This window comes from Serpens gallinarum (genome assembly GCF_014836765.1).
Taxonomy (GTDB): domain Bacteria; phylum Pseudomonadota; class Gammaproteobacteria; order Pseudomonadales; family Pseudomonadaceae; genus Serpens; species Serpens gallinarum.
The window spans coordinates 16,806-37,956 of sequence record NZ_JACSQG010000014.1 but is presented as its reverse complement, the minus strand read 5'-3'; the positions used below and the strand labels follow the sequence as shown (position 1 = coordinate 37,956).

Here is a 21,151-nt window from a genome sequence, read left to right as displayed (position 1 = left end):
ATGGCCGAGAATCTGATTGAAGTACGTGATCTGGCCGTGGAGTTCCGTAGCGGCGAGCAGTTCCAGCGTGTGGTCGAAGGCGTCAGTTTTGACATCCGCAAGGGCGAAACCTTGGCGCTGGTGGGTGAAAGCGGCTCTGGGAAGTCGGTCACCGCCCATTCCATCCTGCGCCTGCTGCCCTACCCGCTGGCTCGCCATCCGGCCGGCACTATCCACTACGGCCAGCAGAACTTGCTCAAGCTCGGCGAGACACAGCTGCGCGGCATTCGTGGCAACCGCATCGCCATGGTGTTCCAGGAGCCCATGACCTCGCTAAACCCGCTGCATAGCGTTGAGAAACAGATCAACGAGGTGCTTGGCCTGCACAAAGGCCTGACCGGCAACGCGGCCACCGCCCGGACCCTGGAGCTACTGGAACTGGTCGGCATCCCCAAACCGCGCAAGCGCCTCAAGGCCTACCCCCATGAGTTGTCCGGTGGACAACGTCAACGGGTGATGATCGCCATGGCCCTGGCCAACGAGCCTGAGTTGTTGATTGCCGATGAGCCTACGACTGCGCTGGACGTCACCGTGCAGCTGAAAATCCTCGAATTGCTCAAGGATCTGCAGGTACGCCTGGGTATGTCGCTGCTGCTGATCAGCCACGATCTCAACCTGGTGCGCAGAATTGCCCATCGCGTATGTGTCATGCAGCACGGTCGGGTCGTCGAACAGGCATCGTGTGACGAATTGTTCCGTGCTCCGCAGCATCCCTATACCCGGGAACTGCTGGGCGCCGAGCCCAGCGGCGAGCCGGCGAGCAACCCCGCCGGTGCGCCGCTGCTGGAAGTGCAGGACCTGCGCGTGTGGTTCCCGATCAAGAAAGGGTTCCTACGCCGCACCGTGGATCATGTGAAGGCGGTGGACGGCATCGGTTTCAGCCTGCCCCAGGGCCAGACCCTGGGCATCGTGGGCGAAAGCGGTTCCGGTAAATCCACCCTGGGGCTGGCGATTCTGCGGCTGCTAGGTAGCCAGGGCGCCATTCGCTTCGAAGGCCAGGCACTGGACGGCATGAATCAGCAGCAGGTGCGGCCGCTGCGGCGGCAGATGCAGGTGGTCTTTCAGGACCCCTTCGGCAGTCTCAGCCCACGCATGTCGGTGGCCGAGATCGTTGGTGAAGGGTTGCGCATCCACAAGATGGGCACGGCTGCGGAGCAGGAACAAGCGATCATCGATGCGCTCGTGGAGGTAGGTTTGGATCCGGAAACCCGGCACCGCTATCCCCATGAGTTTTCTGGCGGGCAACGGCAGCGTATCGCCATTGCCCGCGCATTGGTGCTGAAACCGGCGCTGATTCTGTTGGACGAGCCCACCTCGGCGCTCGACCGTACGGTGCAGCGCCAGGTGGTGGAACTATTGCGGGCATTGCAGGCCAAGTACAACCTGACCTACCTGTTCATCAGCCATGACCTGGCGGTGGTCAGAGCGCTGAGCCACCATTTGCTGGTGATGAAGCAGGGCCAGGTGGTTGAGCAAGGCGATGCAGCAACGGTATTCGCCGCCCCGCAGCACCCTTATACCCGGCAGTTGCTGGAAGCGGCCTTTATGGCCCCAGCAACAGTCGACTAACCAAGCAAGAGGAATAGAACATGGGTTTTCTCGCCGGTAAGCGCATCCTGATCGTCGGTGTCGCCAGCAAGCTGTCGATCGCCTCGGGCATCGCCGCCGCCATGCACCGCGAAGGCGCCGAGCTCGCCTTCACTTACCAGAACGACAAGCTCAAGGGCCGCGTTGAAGAATTCGCCGCTGGCTGGGGCTCGGGTCCGGAGCTGTGCTTCCCGTGCGACGTGGCCAATGACGACGATATCGTCAACGTCTTCGCAGAGCTGGGCAAAAAGTGGGACGGCCTGGACGGTATCGTTCACTCGGTGGGCTTCGCACCTGGCGATCAACTGGATGGCGACTTCACTGAAGTCACCACCCGCGAAGGCTTCAAGATTGCCCACGATATCAGCGCCTACAGCCTGGTAGCCCTGGCCAAGGCCGGCCGCCCAATGATGAAGGGTCGCAACGGCTGCATCCTGACCCTGACCTATCTGGGTGCCGAGCGCACCATGCCCAACTACAACGTGATGGGCATGGCCAAGGCCAGCCTGGAAGCTGGCGTACGCTACCTGGCCGGCAGCCTTGGCCCGGAAGGTACTCGCGTCAACGCCGTCTCCGCAGGCCCGATCCGCACCCTCGCTGCCTCCGGCATCAAGAGCTTCCGCAAGATGCTCGCCGCCAACGAGAAGCAGACCCCGCTGCGCCGCAACGTGACCATCGAAGAAGTCGGCAACGCCGGTGCCTTCCTCTGTTCGGACATGGCCTCCGGCATCAGCGGTGAAATCCTCTACGTCGATGGTGGCTTCAACACTACCGCCATGGGCGCCATCGAAGACTGATTCGATACACGCGCACAAAAAAACCGCACCCAGCAAGGTGCGGTTTTTTTGTTCTTCGAAACGATTTCAACACTGCGACGCCGCCCTACGACAGCAGAGCTGTCGTAGGGAATATGTCTTAGAAGCGCTCGATCTTCGCGTCAGCTTCCTGTTGCGCGTGGAACGCGGCGAAGTCCTGCTGTCCCTTGCGTGAAGCGAGGAAGCGCTGATACATGGCTTTCTCTTCAGCTGACAGCGCCTCTTGCGGCTCGCTTACACCATTCAGGCGCACCAGAACATAATCGCCGCTGGGGAGTGTCACCGCGGCGTAGTTCGGCTTGTCAGCGGTTTCCGGCTTGGGCATGCGGAACAGCGTCTGCAATACCACGGGTTCGATACCGTCCTGACTGCGGGTCGCGGCCTCAGTGACCTGCCAGGTGCCGACATCTGCCATCTCGACAGGGGTCTTGCCTTCACGCAGATCAGCCAGTAGCTGCTCGCCCTTGTCCTGGACGGCCGCCGCCGCACGCTCCTGAAGCAGTTGCTCGCGGATTTCGGCGCTTACCTGCTCAAAGGGCAGACGCTCGGATTTGCGGTGCTCTTTGACACGCAGGACCACCACCGTTTCCGGGTCAAGTTCCAGAGCCGAGCTGTTAGCCCCGTCTTCAAGCACTTCATCACTGAATGCGGCCTGCACCACCTGACGGTTCGCACTCAGGCCTTCACCGCCTTCGCGGCCAAACGGCTCACTGGTCTGCACGGTCAAACCCAGTTCCTGGGCAGGTTGGCTCAGATCTGAGGCTTCAAACGCCGCATCTTCCAACTGCTTGCTGACTTCAACGAAACGCTGCTCGACCTTCTGTGTTTTCAGGTCACGCTCCAATTTGTCATGCAAGCTGGCAAAGCTCGGCACATCGGCTGCCTGTACATCGATCAACTTGATCAGGTGCCAACCAAACTCGCTGCGTACCGGTGCGGATACTTCGCCCTTGGCCAGCGCGTAGAGCGCCGCTTCGAAGTCAGGGTCATACACACCAGGACCGGCAAAACCCAGATCACCACCGTCGGCAGCCGAGCCGCTGTCCTCGGATAACTCTTTGGCCAGCGCAGCAAAATCCTCGCCCTGCTGCAGGCGGTGCTGAATCCCGTCAATCTTGGCCTTGGCCTCCGCATCGCTGCGCACACCGTCACTTTCGATCAGGATGTGAGCGGCCTGCCGCTGTTCAGCCAGGTTGGCGATTTCTTTCTCGTAAAGGTTCTTCAGGTCTTCTTCGCTTACCTCAACCTGAGCGAAGAATTGATCTTTCTTCAGCTCGATATAATCAATTACCACCTGCTCGGGGCTCATGAAGCGTGCGGCATTCTCATCGTAATACGCCTGCACCTCGTCCTCGGCGATGGTGATCGCCTGCGGGTCTGCCTGCAGCGTCAGCGTGGCGAAATCACGTGTCTGGCGTTCCAGACGCGCAAAAGACTCGATTTCCTGTTCAGTCACGAAGCCACTGCCCGCAATACCGGCACGCAGCTGGCCGATCAGCATTTCCTGCTCGAGCATCTGGCGGAATTGCAGACGGCTATAGCCCATCTGGCGGATGACCTGGTCGAAACGTTCGGCGCTGAATTGACCATTTTGCTGAAAGCTGGGGGTTTGCAGGATGACCTGATCCAGTGCCGCCTGGGAGAACGCGAAGTCGGCCTCTTGCGCACTTTGCAGCAGCAAGCGACGCTCGATCAGCCCGTTGAGTGCAGCGTCGCGTAACAGGCGCTCATCAATCAGCGAGGTGTCGAAATCACGACCAAACTGTTGCAGCAATTGCCGGCGTTGCAGTTCGACCGCCTGGTTCAGCTCGTTGAGGCTGATTTCTTCACCGTTTACCTCGGCAGCATTCTGCGAATTGCTGGCCGCGTTGAAGATCGCCTCGAAGCCGGTAAACGACAGCAGAACGACGATGAGGCCGATGATGGTTTTGGCAATCCAGCCCTGTGAGTTATCCCTGATGTTCTGCAGCATGCATCCCCCAGAAACGGCCGTTAAAACAGCCGCGCTACGCGGTAATGTCCAAAATGGAAAAGGCGCACCCGAACGGATGCGCCTTTTCGAATGGGCGGAATGAAGGAGAAACAACCTACATTCCCGGTCAGGAGGTCGACTATAACCGACTCACTCACCACTCGGCTGCCAGGCCAGTAGTCCGGCCAGCAGCCCAGGCCCGAAAGACGCTTAGTTGACGGCGTCTTTGAGAGCCTTGCCAGCCTTGAAACCTGGAATCTTGGCAGCTTCAATCTTGATCGGCTTGCCCGTTTGCGGGTTACGGCCAGTGCGCGCGGCACGGTCCTTTACCGCGAAGGTACCGAAGCCCACCAGGACCACGGAATCACCAGCTTTCAGAGCACCAGTGACGGATTCGATCACAGCGTCCAGCGCACGACCAGCAACAGCTTTCGGGATATCAGCAGATGCGGCGATAGCATCGATCAGTTCCGACTTGTTCACTCTAAGTCCCCTTATTTCTAACTATTTTGAATGTTCGTATGAAGTATTAAGCAGGTGCCCACCAGACTGCCGGCACCTAATTCGCCAGAGAATCAGCGACAAATAAAGTGTCCCGGAAGTCCTCGAACTAATGCGTGCTGATTCGTTCCTTGGAATCAGTCTCGCGCTTGTCATCCTTTGCAACCATCTCGGGAGCCGCGTCAGGCAAGGGCTCCGGGGCGTATTGCAACGCAATTTGCAGGACCTCGTCAATCCATTTGACCGCTTTAATCTGCAAGTCCTGTTGGATGTTTTCGGGAATCTCCTTTAAATCACGCAGGTTTTCTTCCGGGATGATCACAGTTTTGATTCCACCCCGATGCGCAGCGAGTAATTTTTCCTTCAAACCGCCAATCGCCAGCACCTGGCCACGCAGCGTAATCTCGCCAGTCATCGCCACATCGGCGCGCACCGGAATCTGAGTCAGCGCGGACACCAGCGCGGTGCACAAGCCGATACCGGCGCTCGGGCCGTCTTTAGGCGTGGCGCCTTCGGGCATGTGGATGTGCACGTCGCGCTTCTCATGAAAATCCTCGGCAATGCCCAGGCTTTTTGCGCGGCTGCGCACTACGGTCAGCGCGGCGGTCATCGACTCGGCCATGACATCGCCCAACGAGCCGGTCTTGATCAGCTGACCCTTGCCCGGCACCACGGCCGTCTCGATGGTCAGCAATTCACCGCCCACCTGAGTCCAGGCCAAGCCGGTCACCTGACCAACCTGATCCTGCTGCTCAGCCAGGCCATAACGGAACTTGCGCACACCCAGATAATGCTCGAGCGTCTCGGCCGTCACCTGCACCTGGAAGCGTTTTTCCTTGATGTGCTCCTTGACCACCTTGCGGCACACCTTGGCGATTTGTCGCTCCAGACTGCGCACACCGGCTTCTCGGGTGTAGAAGCGGATCAGGTCGCGAATCGCGGCCTCATCGAAGCTCAGCTCGCTTTCCTTCAGGCCATTGGCCTTGACCTGCTTGGGGATCAGGTACTTGGTCGCAATGTTGACCTTTTCGTCTTCGGTATAACCCGGCAGACGAATCACCTCCATGCGATCCAGCAGCGGCGCCGGAATATTCATGGAGTTGGCAGTGCACAGGAACATCACATCCGACAGGTCGTAATCGACCTCCAGATAGTGATCGTTGAAGTTGTGATTCTGCTCGGGGTCCAGCACTTCCAGCAATGCAGACGCCGGATCACCGCGCATGTCGCTGCCCAGCTTGTCGATTTCATCGAGCAGGAACAGCGGGTTGCGCACGCCGACCTTGGTCATTTTCTGGATCAGGCGACCCGGCATCGAACCGATGTAAGTACGCCGGTGCCCACGGATCTCAGCCTCGTCACGTACACCACCCAGAGCCATGCGCACGAACTTGCGGTTGGTCGAGCGGGCGATGGACTCGGCCAGAGACGTCTTACCCACGCCAGGCGGACCCACCAGGCACAGCACCGGGCCCTTGAGTTTTTTAACGCGCTTCTGCACGGCGAGGTATTCAAGAATACGTTCCTTGACCTCTTCCAGGCCGTAGTGATCGGCATCGAGAATATCTTCGGCGCGGCTCAGGTCCAGGCGCACCTTGCTCTCGGCCTTCCACGGCACATTGAGCAGCCAGTCCAGGTAAGAACGCACCACGGTCGCCTCGGCGGACATCGGCGACATCTGCTTGAGCTTGTTCAGCTCGGCCTGCGCCTTGGTGTGAGCTTCCTGGGTCAGACCGGCATTATCGATGCGTTTCTTGAGTTCATCGAGCTCGTTGTGGCCTTCGTCGATGTCGCCCAGCTCTTTCTGAATGGCCTTCATCTGCTCATTCAGGTAGTACTCGCGCTGACTACGCTCCATCTGCTTCTTGACCCGACCACGGATACGCTTTTCCACCTGCAACAGGTCGATTTCGCCATCCAGCACCGCCAGCACGTATTCCACGCGGGTGGCCAGATCGGTAATTTCCAGGATTTCCTGCTTCTGCTCGATATTCAGCGCCATATGCGCGGCCATGGTGTCTACCAGGCGGCTCGGCTCATCGATGCTATTTAGCGACGCCAGGACTTCAGAGGGCACTTTCTTGCCCAGCTGCACATATTGCTCAAACTGGCTGAGCAGGCTGCGGCAGAACACTTCCGATTCACGCTCTTCAACCGCGGCATCTTCGATCAGCGATACTTCGGCGCGGCACTGGTCTTCCAGTTCGATGAAGCGCTCAATCAACCCGCGCTGCTCACCTTCGACCAGGACCTTGACCGTGCCGTCGGGCAGTTTGAGCAACTGCAGTACCGTGGCTACGGTGCCAACCCGATACAGAGCATCCTCGCCCGGATCGTCATCAGTCGGGTTTTTCTGGGCCAGCAACAGAATCTGCTTGTCGCCCTTCATGGCGGACTCGAGAGCCTCGATGGACTTTTCTCGACCCACGAACAACGGGATCACCATATGCGGATACACCACAACGTCACGCAATGGCAAAAGTGGCAATTCGATGATTGTCTTCATGATTTCGGCTCTACAGCGACCTTCTGGTCGTGATCGGTGGGATTACCCTCGCGGACAAGATGGGGCCGATGACTGCAAAAAACAAGCATCGAGCCCAGAATGACGAAGGGGCCCGCAGGCCCCTTGTCTATCACGCGTCAGGCGCAGCCTTGGCCGTTGGCTCGCTGCTTTCGTAAATGAGCAGGGGCTTGGAGGTGCCCTCAATGACGTTCTCGTCAATCACCACCTTGCTCACATCGTTTTGCGACGGGATCTCGTACATGGTGTCGAGCAAGATGCCTTCCAGAATGGAGCGCAGGCCACGCGCGCCAGTCTTGCGCTCCAGCGCACGGTGCGCCACAGCCTTCAAGGCATCCGAACGGAACTCCAGATCCACGCCTTCCATTTCGAACAGCTTGGCGTACTGCTTGGTCAGGGCATTCTTCGGCTCGGTGAGAATCTGCACCAGCGCCGCCTCGTCCAGCTCATCCAACGTGGCAATGACTGGCAGACGACCGACGAACTCGGGAATCAGGCCGAACTTCACCAGATCATCCGGCGCGACTTCGCGCAGCGACTGACCTACCGACTTGCCGTCATCCTTGCTGCGCACTTCGGCATTGAAACCGATGCCGCCACGCGTGGAGCGGTTTTGGATCACCTTCTCCAGGCCGGCGAACGCGCCACCGCAGATGAACAGGATATTGCGCGTATCAACCTGCAGGAACTCCTGCTGAGGATGCTTGCGTCCACCCTGCGGCGGTACCGAAGCCACGGTGCCTTCGATCAGCTTGAGCAACGCCTGCTGCACGCCCTCGCCCGAAACGTCACGGGTAATCGAAGGATTGTCCGATTTGCGGGAAATCTTGTCGATTTCATCAATGTAGACGATACCCATCTGGGCTTTTTCCACATCGTAATCGCATTTCTGCAACAGTTTCTGAATGATGTTCTCGACATCTTCACCCACGTAGCCCGCTTCAGTCAGCGTGGTGGCATCAGCAATGGTGAAGGGCACGTTGAGCAGGCGCGCCAGCGTCTCGGCCAGTAATGTTTTGCCCGAACCAGTCGGACCGATCAGCAGAATGTTGCTCTTGCCCAGCTCGACTTCTTCTTTCTTGTCGCGCTGGTTGAGACGCTTGTAGTGGTTGTAAACCGCTACAGCCAAAATCTTTTTCGCCCGTTCCTGACCAATGACGTACTGGTCCAGAATCGCGCTGATTTCCTTGGGCGATGGCAATTTATGAGCATTACTCTCGGCCTGGGCTTCTTGCACCTCCTCACGGATGATGTCGTTGCACAGGTCGACGCACTCGTCGCAGATGAAAACCGAGGGGCCGGCAATCAGTTTGCGCACTTCGTGCTGGCTTTTGCCGCAGAAGGAGCAATAAAGCAGCTTGCCGTTGTCCTCGCCGTTGCGGGTGTCAGTCATTCGATCAATCCAATACGGTAGGGCTTGAAACACAAGATGAAGGCAATTGCAGGCATTTTCAACCCCGCCACGACCGGCAATCCCAGCCATGGCGTGACAGCATGATCAGCTCGTCATTTGACGGCGGGTCAGCACCTGATCGATAAGGCCGTACTTGACCGCCTCTTCACCGCTCATGAAATTGTCACGGTCGGTGTCGCGGGCAATCACGTCCATCGGTTGATTGCAATGGTCAGCCAGAATTCGGTTCAGACGCTCACGAATGGTGAGAATCTCACGGGCGTGGATCTCGATATCCGAGGCCTGGCCTTGGAAGCCGCCCAGCGGCTGATGGATCATCATCCGTGAGTGCGGCAGGCAGTAACGCTTGTTGGCGGCGCCACCGGCCAGCAACAGGGCACCCATGCTGCAGGCCTGACCGATGCAGATCGTCGACACGTCGGGCTTGATGAACTGCATGGTGTCGTAGATCGACATGCCCGCAGTGACCGAACCACCCGGCGAGTTGATGTACAGATGGATGTCCTTGTCGGGATTTTCCGCTTCAAGGAACAGCAGCTGCGCCACCACCAGGTTGGCCATGTAGTCTTCAACCTGACCAACCAGGAAGATCACGCGCTCCTTCAACAGGCGCGAGTAGATATCGTAGGCACGTTCGCCACGAGCGGACTGCTCGATAACCATCGGCACCAGACCGCCGGCAGCCTGGATTTCTGGCATTTGCATAAAGGAATTGCGGGACATATCCAGCGATCGCTCCCAATGTGAACGGGTCTTCAAAGACACATAAGCCAGCACGAAGGCTGGCTTATGGTGTGCTCGAACGGGGGAAGAATCAGGCGACTTGCGGAGCTTCCGCGGGCTTGACAGCTTCTTCGTAGGAGACCGACTTGTCGGTTACGTTGGCCTTCTGCAAGACAGTATCTACAACTTGCTCTTCCAGCACAACAGAACGAACCTCATCCAGTTGTTGCTCGTTCTTGTAGTACCAGGCCACGACCTGCTCCGGCTCCTGGTAAGCGGAGGCCATTTCCTCGATCAGCTCACGGACGCGGGCATCGTCGGGCTTCAGCTCGTTCTGCTTGACCACTTCGGCGACGATCAGGCCCAGCACCACACGGCGCTTGGCTTGCTCTTCGAACATTTCGGCCGGCAGTTGCTCAGGCTTGATGTTGCCACCGAACTGCTGAACGGCTTGCACGCGCAGACGATTCACTTCGTTGGCAACGGTAGCTTTCGGCACTTCGACCGAATTGGCGGCCAGCAGGCCATCCATCACCTGGTTCTTGACCTTGGTCTTGATGGCCTGGCGCAGTTCACGCTGCATGTTCTTGCCAACTTCGTCGCGGAACGCTTCCAGACCACCTTCCTTCACACCGAACAGAGCAAAGAATTCGTCGTTCAGCTCCGGCAGCAGCGGTGCGGCAACGCTGTTCACGGTCACGGTGAACTCAGCGGCTTTACCAGCCAGGTCGAGGTTCTGGTAATCCTCGGGGAAAACCGGGTTGATCACGCGTTCTTCACCAGCCTTGACACCAACCAGCGCTTCTTCGAAGCCGGGGATCATGCGACCGGAACCCAGCACCAGCGGAGTGCCCTTGGCGGAGCCACCAGCAAAGGCTTCGCCGTCGATCTTGCCGACGAAATCGATGTTCAACTGATCGCCATTCTCGGCGGCACGCTCAACATTCTCGAAACGGGTGTTCTGCTTGCGCAGCACGTCGAGCATGGTGTCGATATCGGCATCGATCACTTCAGCCTGCAGACGCTCGACGGCAATGTTCTCAAAGCCGGCCAGCTGGATCTCCGGGAACACTTCGAAGGTCGCAACGTATTCCAGGTCTTTGCCCTTCTCGAACACTTTCGGCTCGACGGCAGGAGTGCCTGCGGGGTTCAGCTTCTGCTCAACCACGGCTTCGTAGAAGGTTTCCTGAATCAGGTCGCCCAGGGCTTCCTGACGAGCGGCTGCTTCGTAGCGCTGACGGATCACGCTCATCGGCACCTTGCCGGGACGAAAACCGGGGATCTTGGCACGACGGGCAGTCTGCTGCAGACGTTTGTTGACTTCGTTCTCGATGCGCTCGGCCGGTACGCCGATGGTCATGCGGCGCTCCAGAGCGGAGGTGCTTTCAACAGAAACTTGCATGTATTTTCCTCGTTGCACAGACATAAGCCGGCATTCCGGCCCCAGAATGGGCACGCATTCTAGTAGCTCAACTGCCATAAGAGAAGTGTTCGCGCGAGTAGTAGGCGCGTCGATCATAGTTACCCCCTCTAGAACGCCCTATAATCGCCCGTTTCCTTTCGCCCTGGGTGGCGCCCGTCAATCGCTTTGTACTGCTCATTCTGGTGTTACTGCCCTCTGCCGTAGTGCAGAGCGCGATTGGGCGATCCACGAACTCGTTACCCTTGCTGGAATCCAGGTAGCCCTGTGGGCAATGGCCCGGCTACGCACCGGCGTGCCACTAATGCCACAGCGCAGCGTCAAGGCCACGGTGCTGCTGCTCGGCCTGTTGCTCGCTCAGCGCGGGCTGCCGCACAGTCGACCAAGGCTTGACCTTCAATGACATGGGTGTGAAGCCGCACTTATAGGAGCGACGGTAGGAGCGAGTAAGCAACCATTCCAAGCACGACACCTGCGGCCGGCGTCATACGCACAAGGTGCTGATGCAAAGGCGCAAAAAAAACCTTCCTATACAAGTAATAATAAGCCTGCACGAAGTTGATGTGGAACGCGGCCACCAATCCCCAGCAGAGAATCTCCATATCGCGAGCGATGATGCCTACGCTGATTGCCGAAACCATGACAACAGCCGACAGGCTGCCGCTTAGAAATAGTAAATCCGCCCTGTTCATCGCCTGGAAAAAGCTGCCGCTGGTCGAAAGCACGACCTGTACGGGAATCGCGATGGCGAGAATGCGGATTATCGGCACTACGTCCAGCCATTGATCGCCAAGAGCAAACAAGATGATCCACTTGGCAAGCACGTACATGGCCAGCCCGGCGGCGGCGCCGAGGAGTGAAAGCTTGAAGGTGAAGTCACGATGGATCTCTTCGACCTTTCGAGGGTCGCCAGCATGCTGGCGGATGACTGGCTGGATGGCCGGTGTCATGGCGAAAGTCAGTAACATCAGCGGATACTTCATCAACTGATAAGCCTTGTCGTAGTTGCCAAGCGCAGTTGCGCCCATGTATTTGCCGACCAGAATGTTGTCGAGGTTGCGCGAGAAGTAGTTGATGAAGTTGAAGCCGAACTGATAGCCGGAGAAGCCCAGCAGCGGCTTGATGGCGGAAAACTTCCGCCCCGGCAGCGGCCTGCCGAATTCGGTATTGGCCGAGAAATACCAGATAACGAAAAACAGCGTGCCGGCACTAAAGGCGCCCTTGGCTGCCAGGGCATGCAACGGGTCAATAAGCTGGGCGAGGCTGATGGTGGCTATAGTGCCAAGCAACTCCCCAGCCAGCCCGCCATTGGCGATTCTGTAAAAAGCCTGCTCTCTAAGCAGCAGAGCATGGGGCACGATGCTGGCGGCAAAGAAAAGCAGGCTGACGGCGATATAGGGTACGACTTCATCGACGCGGGGCAGTTGGTAGAACGATAGGAATAGCGGTGCCAATGCCGTAAACAGAAAGGCCAGCAGCAAGCCGATGGTCAATGTCAGTCCAAAAAGGCCATCACGATCTTCTCTTGCCAGGTGGCCCAGATTGATGATGGCAGGCCCCAAGCCAACCTCGGCCATCAATTGAAAAAACACGTAGAAGACCATGATGGCAGCAACCGTGCCGAAGGTTTCCGGCGTGAATACCCGGGCCATTACCATCATCGAAAGAAGGTTGACCGCATAGACGGCATAACGGCCGAGCATGCTTTTGGCTATGGCGCGGTAGAGGCTGCTGGTTTTTTTCATGGATGCTTCACAAGGCCGCGTAGTTTTCTTTTGACAACTTTTATTTCCGGCAAAATGCAGATCAAAGCTGCTCTAGGTTTTATGTGCCTGAGATTTGTCTTGAAAAAAAGCTTTAGGGATTTCTTTCTGACATGGAGAGGAATTTTGTTATTAAAGGCTGCCTGCGCTGTCGCTAACGCGTTGCCAATAATGCTTTGTATAAATTGGTTGAGTGCTATTGCTGTAGAGCAGTTTTGATTTTTTAATCCATTTTTCAAAAGCTCTTCAGCTACAGCGAGATAGCCATTCACATGCTTCATGCTTTTTTCTTGGGTCATGATTGAGCCAGGCCTTACTCTTCTATGAAAGAATCGGTCGGGCAAGCAGATAACCTCTGCCGTTTCGCTACTTATGAGGAGCTGAGTTGTAAAAAGGTTATCCTCATGGATAATTTCTGGCCGAAATCTGTTTTTATTGAATGTACTACGCTTATAAAGATACAGACAAGGCGACACCAAATAGGACTTATTTTTTACGAAAAATGAAAAGGCTTCTCTGCAAAGTAACTTTTTATTAGCGAGACATGAGGGTCTGGTGTAATCCAACTTCCCAATATCAAACTCAGAGACATCATCTGCGAAAGAGCACGCATTAAACATTACCATGTCCGCGTTATGTTCTTTTAGCGCTAACAGGCAACGCTCTAATGTTTCTTTTTCAATCCAATCGTCACTGTCCAGAAATATCAGGTAGTCACCGGTCGATTTCTCTATCCCTGTATTACGCGCAGATGATTGGCCAAAATTTTCCGTGACAATTAAGACGATCTCACTATGTTTCTCTTGATACTCCGATATTATTGCTGCACTGCCATCCGTGGAACCATCGTTAACGATGATGATCTCCTTGTTCTGATGTATCTGACCCACCGCTGAGTCAAGACATTCAGCCAAATATTTCTCCACATTGTAGACGGGTATGATAATACTGACTTTCGAGTCTTTTATATCGTGCATATTTAAGCGCTACCAACAAATCTCGCGTAAAGATTCGGCCTTTCACATCTGCCAACTAACCCCGGCGTCGACTTAAACTCGTCCAGATCGGCGGCTACCCGCGAGTTGTAGAAACTCTGTTCATTAAGCGCCGGTCCATACACCGCCACCTCGAGTAGGGTTTTGCCTTCGCAGATGAATTCCGATAAGCAAAGACTGTTCTCGGCGCGGTACTTCTCGCGCACGGTCTTGATGTAGCCGAGCGCCACGGTGGATTTGATAACCATGACTGCGTTGGGATTGATTGCCAGTAAATCCTCAATCACTTCCTCGACGCTGCGGGTGTTGAAGAAGTTGGTTTGCGGGTCGTAGTCGGTGGGAGTGGCGATGGTTACGAAGTCGGCATCACGGTAGGCCTCACGCTTGTCGAGGGTAGCTCTGAGGTCGAGGTCTTTTGGGGCTAGGTAGCGCTGGATTTCGCTGTGTTCGATAGGGGAAAGGCGGTCGTTGGTTAAGTCCACCTTGGCCGGGGCGGTCTCCAGAGTGATCACCTTGTTGCGCTGCGCCAGCAGTACCGCATTGGAAAGTCCGACGTAACCGGTGCCGGCAATTGAGATGTTCATGGGCTTCCTTGCCTGAAGCTAACGTGTAATGGCGGTGTTCGGGTCGAACGTCTTCAGTAGATGATCAGAATTTTGAGATCCGGCCACAGCGCCAGTTATTGATATAGAGAGATCGTAGTCGAACGAACTTGTAGAGCTTGATCACTTGGTCGTTCCAGCCATGGCGTATCTGTTTGAAGATGACCGGGCCGGGCGAGGAGCGCTTGACCGGCAAGGCAACGGTCAGCACAGCGGGCTGAGAGCGATCAGCGCCAGCTACGCAAGGCTGCGGTCGAGAACGGCTTTGATCAGGACCGCATAGGATCGGTAACGGCAAGCAGCAAAACCTGCCAGATCACAGCCACTTCGCTCGTCACGGTGAGTGCCAGTTTAAGACGGCGCTGCTGTCGTAGATTGGCGTTGTTCGATGCTGGAAGGCAGTTATGTTGGTTGGCTTGGAATACTCAAGCCCTCACCCACCGCTGCCGGACCCAGCTACTGAGCGCATCGACCGCCAGCACCAGCACCAGCATGGCAATGATGACCGTACTGGCTTGCGCCTCCTGGAACAGGCTGAGGCTGACATACAACATCTGCCCCAGCCCGCCCGCCCCCACAAAGCCGAGCACGCTGGCCATGCGGATATTGTTCTCCCAGCGGTACAGGCTGTAAGCCAGTAACTGCGGCCATAGATTGGGCAAGGTGCCGTAGCAGAAGGCTGCAACCGGATTGCCGCCTTGTAGACGAATGGCTTCAGTCGGTCCCGCCGGGGTATTTTCCAGTGCCTCGCCAAATAGACGCCCTAATACTCCGGCGGTGTGCAACGCCAGCGCCAAGGTGCCAGCATTCGGGCCGAGCCCCGCTGCCAGCACCATCAATGCGGCCCACACCAGTTCGGGAATGGCGCGCAAGGCATTGAGCAGCAGGCGTGCGACGCCAGCCAGCGGCCAACCAAAACGTCCGGCGGCGGGCAGCGCCAGCAGCAAACCGAGAATGGCCGCCAACAGCGTACCGACGGCAGACATTGCCAGGGTCTCCAGCGCACCACGGCCGATGGCCTGCAGATGCCCAGCGCTCAGATCCGGGTCAAAAAAACGCTGGGCATACGAACCCATCTGCCCCAGGTTGTCGCGGCCAAATACTGCGCCAAGATCGAGTCCCAAATAGCTGAATGACAGCCCTACCGCCGCCAGCAGAGCCAGAATCAGTCCCGCGTTGATCAGGCGCCTCATACCAGCCTCGCCCGCAGCAGCCGACTGATCAGGTCCGCCAGCATGACAAGCCCCAGGAAAGTAAGAAGCATGCTGGCTACTTCATCACCGGCGAACATGCGCATGGACAAGTCGATCTGCTGACCCAAACCGCCGGCACCGACAAAGCCCATCACCACCGAAGCACGGATTGCGCACTCCCAGCGGTACACGGTGTAGGACACCACCTCGTGCGCCGCATTGGGCAGGATGCCATAGAGAAAAGCGGTAAAACGGCCGCCGCCGGCCAGCAGCAAGGCGTGGGCCGGACGCTGGTCGACTGACTCGAAGATTTCTGCGTAGACCTTGCCGAGCATACCGCTGTAAGTAATCGCGATAGCCAACACGCCTGCGGTAGGTCCCAGGCCCACGGCGCGCACGAACAGCAGCGCCCAGACGATCTCCGGTACGCTGCGCAGGAAAATCAACAGACCGCGCACCGGCCAGCGCAACAGTTGCGACCACCATCCAGGCCGCCCGCCACGCGCCGCTGCGGACAACGACAGCGCGCGACTGGCCAGCAGGCTCGCCGGAATCGCCAACAGCAGCGCCAAGGCCATGCCGGCGGTCGCGATCGCCAGAGTTTGCAGAGTTGCATCGAACAGGAGCTGGAGAAACTCCTCGCCATGGGCAGGCGGCCAGAAGGCAGCCACGAACAGCCCCATATCACTGGCGCTGTCCTTGGCCAGAAACACGCCCAGGTCTAGCTCGCTGAGCTGCATTCCCGGCCATAACAGAGCAATGGCCAACAGGCTTAGCAGCAGCCGCGGCAGGGCTGCCGGGTCGCGGATATCGCGGCTCAGCATCGTGAAACCTGCACACTCGTCACCGGGACCGAGGCCGGACCGGGCGCGAAGGTCAATTGCTGGTTGGCATACAGCGCATCAAGCAACTCGCGAGTGACCTGCGACGCCGGGCAATCAAACAGTACCTGCCCGGCTCGCAAGCCGATGATGCGCGGAAAATGCGCCAGCGCCAGCTCCACCGCATGCAGACTGGATACCAGGATGACGCCTTCCTGCGCCGCGTGCCGACATAGCACACCTAAAGCATGATCAGCGAGCACCGGGTCCATCGCCGACACCGGCTCGTCGGCCAGCAGCAGATCAGGCGCCTGATACAGCACGCGGGCAATGCCCACCCGCTGCAACTGGCCGCCGGAAAGCTGCTGGCACTGCGCAAACAGTTTGTCGGCCAGATCCAGTCGTTCAAGCACCGCCCGCGCACCAGGAATATCCAGCGGATACAGCAGATTGAGCAGACTCTTGCCCAGCCCCCACTGCCCCAGCTTGCCAGCCAGCACGGCGGTGATCACCCGTAAACGCGGCGGCAAGGGCGGTGCCTGATGGATCAAGCCAATGCGCGCGCGTAACTGTTGCCGCTGGCGGCTGGACAAGCGCCAGGGCTGCTGATCAAGAACTTGCACTCTACCGCTGCTGGGCTGCAACGCCGTTCCCAGCACGTTAAGCAGGCTCGACTTGCCGGCCCCGGACGGGCCAATGATGGCAACCTGTTCGCCCTGGGCAATGTGCAGATCCACATTGCGCAGGGCATGAATGCCGTTGCCGTGCGTGAGGCTGGCCTGAGCCAGCTGCACGGTCATTTCAGCAGGTCTGCCGCGCGCGCGGCGTCCTCGATACCTTGATAGTTCTCCGGCTTGGTCTCGATAAAGCGGCTCGCGGCCTGCAAGTCGAGAATCGCCTTGTGCTCGGGATTGGCGGGATCAAGCGCCAGGAACGCAGTTTTGATCTTCTCAGCCAGAGCCGGGTCAAGCGTGCCGCGCACCGTCCAGTTGTAATCGTAATAAGGCGGCGTAGTGGCGAACACTCGCACCTTATTAGTATCCACCTTGCCATTGGCTACCAGCTTGTCCCACACACTGGCATTGAGCACGCCGCCCGCCACCTTGCCCGCCTGCACCCAGGCGGCAGTGGCATCGTGGGCCCCGGAATATGCCACGCGACTGAAGAACTCTTCCGGCTTGATGTCGTCGCCCAGCATGAAGTAGCGCGGCATCAGGCTGCCTGAGGTCGAAGACACCGAGCCGAAGGCAAAGGTCTTGCCCTTGAGGTCGGCCAGCGACTGCACGCTCGGATCGGAAGTAATGAATTTGCTGGTGAATTGCGCATCCTGCTCGCGCTGCACCAGCGGTATGGCATCACCGGTCTTCTGGTGTACTTGGACGAAGGTGAAACCGCCCAGCCAGGCCAGATCAAGACGGTCAGTCGCCAACGCCTCGACCACTGCCGGATAGTCGGCAACGGGTGTGAATTGCACCTGCATGCCCAGCTGCTGTTCCAGATAATTACCCAGCGGCTTGAATTTACGCAGCAGTTCGGTGGGCGCTTCGTCCGGGATGGCGCTGACTCTAAGCACTTCGGCGGCTTGGGCAAACAGGGCGGACAGGGACAGCGTAATACCGGCGGCGAGCGCCAGGGTGGGCTTAAGCATGGAGTTCTCCGGTTCAATAGCGGAAAAAACGTGGGGATGGCCACCACCTAGGCTAGCAGGCATAAGCATGGTGAGCCGCATGGGCGGTAAAAACGAGGCGATTATATAGTGCGGCGAGCGCCACCGCAGCTTTGCTAGAATTCGCGCCCTCAGATGCGAGGTATGTGAAATGAGTGATCCGATTCGCCTGACCCAATACAGCCATGGTGCCGGCTGCGGCTGCAAGATCTCACCCAAGGTGCTGGAGACGATTCTTGCCGGCAGCGGTGCACAGAACCTTGATCCGAAGCTGTGGGTCGGCAACGCTTCGCGGGATGATGCGGCGGTCTATGCCCTGGACGACGAGCGCGGCGTGGTGTCCACCACTGATTTTTTCATGCCCATCGTTGACGATCCCTACGATTTCGGCCGTATCGCTGCGACTAACGCGATCAGCGATATCTACGCCATGGGTGCCGACCCACTGATGGCCATTGCCATCCTCGGCTGGCCGATCAATCTCCTGCCACCGGAAGTGGCCCGCGACGTGATGCGTGGCGGCCGCGCCGTGTGCGATGCCGCCGGCATTCCGCTGGCCGGCGGCCATTCCATTGACGCACCCGAGCCGATTTTCGGCCTGGCGGTGACCGGTGTGGTGGAAAAGCGCTACATGAAGCGTAACGACACCGGCCGCGCCGGCTGCAACCTGTACCTGACCAAGCCGCTGGGCATCGGTATTTTCACCACGGCGGAAAAGAAAGCCAAACTGCGCGCCGAAGACGTCGGCCTGGCCCGCGACTGGATGTGCACTCTGAACAAACCCGGCAGCCGCTTTAGCAAGCTTGAGGCGGTCAAGGCCATGACCGACGTCACCGGCTTCGGCCTGCTGGGCCACTTGGTGGAAATGGCCGAAGGCTGCGGCCTCACGGCTCGCGTGGAATTCTCTCGCGTGCCACGCCTGTCCGGTGTCGAGCATTACCTGGCGGAAGGTTGCGTACCTGGCGGCACCCTGCGCAACTTCGACAGCTACGGCGAGAAGATCGCGCCCATGCCCGAACTGACCAAACTGCTGCTGTGCGATCCGCAAACCAGCGGCGGCTTGCTGATCGCCGTGGCGCCGGAAGGCGAACAGGAATTCCTCGCCGTGGCGGCCGAGCTGGGTCTGGCGCTCGAGCCCATCGGCCAATTGGTGGAGCGACAGCGCCACGCGGTTGAGGTGCTGTAATGCGGCAAGACTGCACCGACTACCGCGACATCTTCCTCAACGATCTGCCCATGATGGATGCCCGCGCCCCGGTCGAATTCGGCAAGGGCGCCTTCCCCACCGCCCTCAACCTGCCGCTGATGACCGACATCGAGCGGCAGAAGGTCGGCACCTGCTACAAACAGCACGGTCAGGCAGCGGCCATCGAGCTCGGCCATCAGTTGGTGTCGGGCCATACCAAGGCCGACCGCATCGCCGCCTGGGCCGCGTTTGCCCAGGCCAATCCCGATGGTTATCTGTACTGCTTTCGCGGCGGCTTGCGCTCGCAGATCGTCCAGCAGTGGCTTAAAAGCGAAGCAGGCATCGATTACCCCCGGGTGGTCGGCGGCTACAAGGCAATGCGTACGTTCCTGCTGGAAATCACCCAGCAAGCGGTTGCCCAGTGCGACTTCGTGTTGGTCGGCGGCCTCACCGGCACCGGCAAGACCGAAGTGATCGACCGGCTGGATAACAGCCTGGACCTGGAAGGCCACGCCAATCACCGCGGCTCGAGCTTCGGCAAGCACGCCACCGAGCAGCCGACCCAGATTGATTTCGAGAACCGCCTGGCCATCGATATTCTGAAAAAACGTGCGGCTGGCGTTCAGCATTTTGTGCTGGAGGACGAAAGTCGTCTGGTCGGCCGCTGCGCGGTGCCGCTGGAATTGCACGAAGGCATGCAGCGCTTTCCGCTGGTCTGGCTGGAAGACAGTTTCGAAAGTCGCGTGGAGCGTATCCTTGGCGACTACGTGATTGACCTATGCGCCGAGTTCCACAGTGTGCATGGCGAGGAAGACGGTTTTCGTCTGTTCGCCGAACGCCTGCTGCAAAGCCTGGGCAACATCCACAAGCGCCTAGGCGGTGACCGTTACCAGAGCCTGCTGGCCCTCATGCAATCCGCACTTGATGAACAACAACGCAGCGGCGTGGTGGACCTGCATCGCGGCTGGATCGAGGCGCTGCTTCGCGACTACTACGACCCCCTGTACGCCTACCCGCGCGCCAGCAAAATCGACCGCATCGAGTTCCGGGGCGAGCAGGAAGCGGTGGTCGCTTACCTGCGTGAGCGGGCGCAGCGCCACAATGGTTGAATAACCACTCCTTTATAGCCAGTCGTAGGGTGGATCGCGCCTCATCGATCCACCGGGTGGCGATCCACCAGGTGGCGATCCATTGAGCGTGTTCGTGGTGGATGTAAAAAGCGACATCCACCCTACAAGACTGCGCGTCGATCCGCTGTACGCCTACCCGCGCCAGCAAGATCGACCGTGTCGAGTTCAGGGGCGATCAGGAAACGGTGGTCGCTTACCTGCGTGAGCGGGCGCAGCGCCACAATGGTTGAATAACCACTCCTTTATAGCCAGCCGTAGGGTGGATCGCGCCTCATCGATCCCGGGTGGCGATCCACCGGGTGGCGATCCACCGAGCGGGGCTTTGGTGGATGTAAAAGGCGATATCCACCTACGGACTGATGCCCAGCGTCAGGGCCGCGAGCAGCAGATAACGACTTGCCTTGGCCAACAGCACAATGAGCAGAAAGCTCCATAAGGGCTCACGCATCACACCGGCGATCAGGGTCAGCGGGTCGCCGATGATGGGCATCCAGCTCAGCAGCAGCGACCAGCGGCCGTAACGGTGATAGCCGCGCTGGGCCCGCTGCAGCTGGGCATCGTTGATGGGAAACCAGCGCTTGTGGCGCCAGCGCTCGATGGAGCGGCCCAGCAGCCAGTTCACCACCGACCCCAGCACATTGCCGACGATGGCAACCGCCAACAGGCCAACCGTTGAATGCTTGCCCGCCAGCAGCAGGCCAACCAGCACCGCTTCCGACTGCAAGGGCAACAGCGTGGCAGCGCCAAATGCGGCCACAAACAGGCCGAGGTAACCGGATACTTCCCACATGCTCTACAAA

At 58.5% G+C, this 21,151-nt stretch carries 19 protein-coding genes; 4 read left to right on the top strand and 15 right to left on the bottom strand.

What is annotated here, in order from left to right; genetic code table 11:
• Together H9642_RS17235 and fabI are read left to right on the top strand one after the other, a co-directional pair.
• Complete coding sequence (locus H9642_RS17235; RefSeq protein ID WP_251837708.1) at window positions 1-1,608, top strand: ABC transporter ATP-binding protein; 1,608 nt, start codon at window positions 1-3, stop codon at window positions 1,606-1,608.
• 20 nt (window positions 1,609-1,628) lie between these two features.
• Window positions 1,629-2,423 carry an enoyl-ACP reductase FabI gene (gene fabI, locus H9642_RS17230; RefSeq protein ID WP_251837707.1) on the top strand — a complete coding sequence of 265 codons (795 nt, stop codon included), beginning with the start codon at window positions 1,629-1,631 and terminating at the stop codon, window positions 2,421-2,423.
• 118 nt (window positions 2,424-2,541) lie between these two features.
• Here the strand turns inward: fabI and H9642_RS17225 are convergent, their stop codons facing one another.
• The 14 genes from H9642_RS17225 to H9642_RS17160 form a co-directional block, all read right to left on the bottom strand.
• Entirely contained in the window at window positions 2,542-4,413 is a 1,872-nt protein-coding gene (locus H9642_RS17225) for a SurA N-terminal domain-containing protein (protein WP_251837706.1), read from the bottom strand.
• A gap of 210 nt (window positions 4,414-4,623) precedes the next feature.
• Window positions 4,624-4,896: an HU family DNA-binding protein gene (locus tag H9642_RS17220; RefSeq protein WP_251837705.1), complete on the bottom strand. Its 273-nt coding sequence runs from the start codon at window positions 4,894-4,896 to the stop codon at window positions 4,624-4,626.
• 127 nt (window positions 4,897-5,023) lie between these two features.
• A complete protein-coding gene (gene lon / locus H9642_RS17215; protein WP_251837704.1) occupies window positions 5,024-7,420 on the bottom strand; it encodes an endopeptidase La in 2,397 nt (798 codons plus the stop codon).
• A 130-nt stretch (window positions 7,421-7,550) separates the two neighbouring features.
• Window positions 7,551-8,831 (bottom strand): ATP-dependent Clp protease ATP-binding subunit ClpX, encoded by a 1,281-nt coding sequence (gene clpX / locus H9642_RS17210; RefSeq protein WP_251837703.1) that lies wholly within the window; start codon window positions 8,829-8,831, stop codon window positions 7,551-7,553.
• Window positions 8,832-8,936: 105 nt separating this feature from the next.
• Entirely contained in the window at window positions 8,937-9,575 is a 639-nt protein-coding gene (clpP, locus tag H9642_RS17205) for an ATP-dependent Clp endopeptidase proteolytic subunit ClpP (RefSeq protein WP_251837702.1), read from the bottom strand.
• A 91-nt stretch (window positions 9,576-9,666) separates the two neighbouring features.
• On the bottom strand, window positions 9,667-10,977 hold the full coding sequence (tig, locus tag H9642_RS17200) for a trigger factor (RefSeq protein WP_251837701.1): 1,311 nt from the start codon (window positions 10,975-10,977) through the stop codon (window positions 9,667-9,669).
• A 440-nt stretch (window positions 10,978-11,417) separates the two neighbouring features.
• Entirely contained in the window at window positions 11,418-12,740 is a 1,323-nt protein-coding gene (locus H9642_RS17195) for an oligosaccharide flippase family protein (RefSeq protein ID WP_251837700.1), read from the bottom strand.
• On the bottom strand, window positions 12,737-13,735 hold the full coding sequence (locus H9642_RS17190) for a glycosyltransferase family 2 protein (protein ID WP_286010395.1): 999 nt from the start codon (window positions 13,733-13,735) through the stop codon (window positions 12,737-12,739). Before H9642_RS17190 ends, H9642_RS17195 begins: the two co-directional genes overlap by 4 nt.
• A gap of 2 nt (window positions 13,736-13,737) precedes the next feature.
• The gene (locus tag H9642_RS17185; RefSeq protein ID WP_251837698.1) at window positions 13,738-14,337 is read right to left on the bottom strand and encodes a UDP-glucose 6-dehydrogenase family protein; all 600 of its coding nucleotides are present in this window, start codon (window positions 14,335-14,337) and stop codon (window positions 13,738-13,740) included.
• Between the two features lie 64 nt (window positions 14,338-14,401).
• Window positions 14,402-14,566, bottom strand: a complete 165-nt coding sequence (locus H9642_RS18565) for a sugar transferase (RefSeq protein WP_251837697.1) — start codon at window positions 14,564-14,566, stop codon at window positions 14,402-14,404.
• A gap of 214 nt (window positions 14,567-14,780) precedes the next feature.
• Window positions 14,781-15,548: a phosphonate ABC transporter, permease protein PhnE gene (gene phnE / locus H9642_RS17175; RefSeq protein WP_251837696.1), complete on the bottom strand. Its 768-nt coding sequence runs from the start codon at window positions 15,546-15,548 to the stop codon at window positions 14,781-14,783.
• A complete protein-coding gene (locus H9642_RS17170; protein ID WP_251837695.1) occupies window positions 15,545-16,372 on the bottom strand; it encodes a PhnE/PtxC family ABC transporter permease in 828 nt (275 codons plus the stop codon). Before H9642_RS17170 ends, phnE begins: the two co-directional genes overlap by 4 nt.
• A complete protein-coding gene (locus H9642_RS17165; protein WP_251837694.1) occupies window positions 16,366-17,169 on the bottom strand; it encodes a phosphonate ABC transporter ATP-binding protein in 804 nt (267 codons plus the stop codon). The genes H9642_RS17170 and H9642_RS17165 overlap by 7 nt, the downstream gene beginning before the upstream one ends.
• Window positions 17,166-18,017, bottom strand: coding sequence for a putative selenate ABC transporter substrate-binding protein (locus H9642_RS17160; protein ID WP_251837693.1), 852 nt, complete (start codon window positions 18,015-18,017; stop codon window positions 17,166-17,168). Before H9642_RS17160 ends, H9642_RS17165 begins: the two co-directional genes overlap by 4 nt.
• A 169-nt stretch (window positions 18,018-18,186) precedes the next feature.
• On the opposite strand from H9642_RS17160, the gene selD reads away from it, so the two are divergent.
• Window positions 18,187-19,221 carry a selenide, water dikinase SelD gene (gene selD, locus H9642_RS17155; protein WP_251837692.1) on the top strand — a complete coding sequence of 345 codons (1,035 nt, stop codon included), beginning with the start codon at window positions 18,187-18,189 and terminating at the stop codon, window positions 19,219-19,221.
• Window positions 19,221-20,330: a tRNA 2-selenouridine(34) synthase MnmH gene (mnmH, locus tag H9642_RS17150; protein ID WP_251837691.1), complete on the top strand. Its 1,110-nt coding sequence runs from the start codon at window positions 19,221-19,223 to the stop codon at window positions 20,328-20,330. The genes selD and mnmH overlap by 1 nt, the downstream gene beginning before the upstream one ends.
• A 370-nt stretch (window positions 20,331-20,700) precedes the next feature.
• Here mnmH and H9642_RS17145 read toward each other — a convergent pair whose 3' ends face one another.
• On the bottom strand, window positions 20,701-21,141 hold the full coding sequence (locus tag H9642_RS17145) for a YqaA family protein (protein ID WP_251837690.1): 441 nt from the start codon (window positions 21,139-21,141) through the stop codon (window positions 20,701-20,703).
• Window positions 21,142-21,151: the final 10 nt, after the last annotated feature.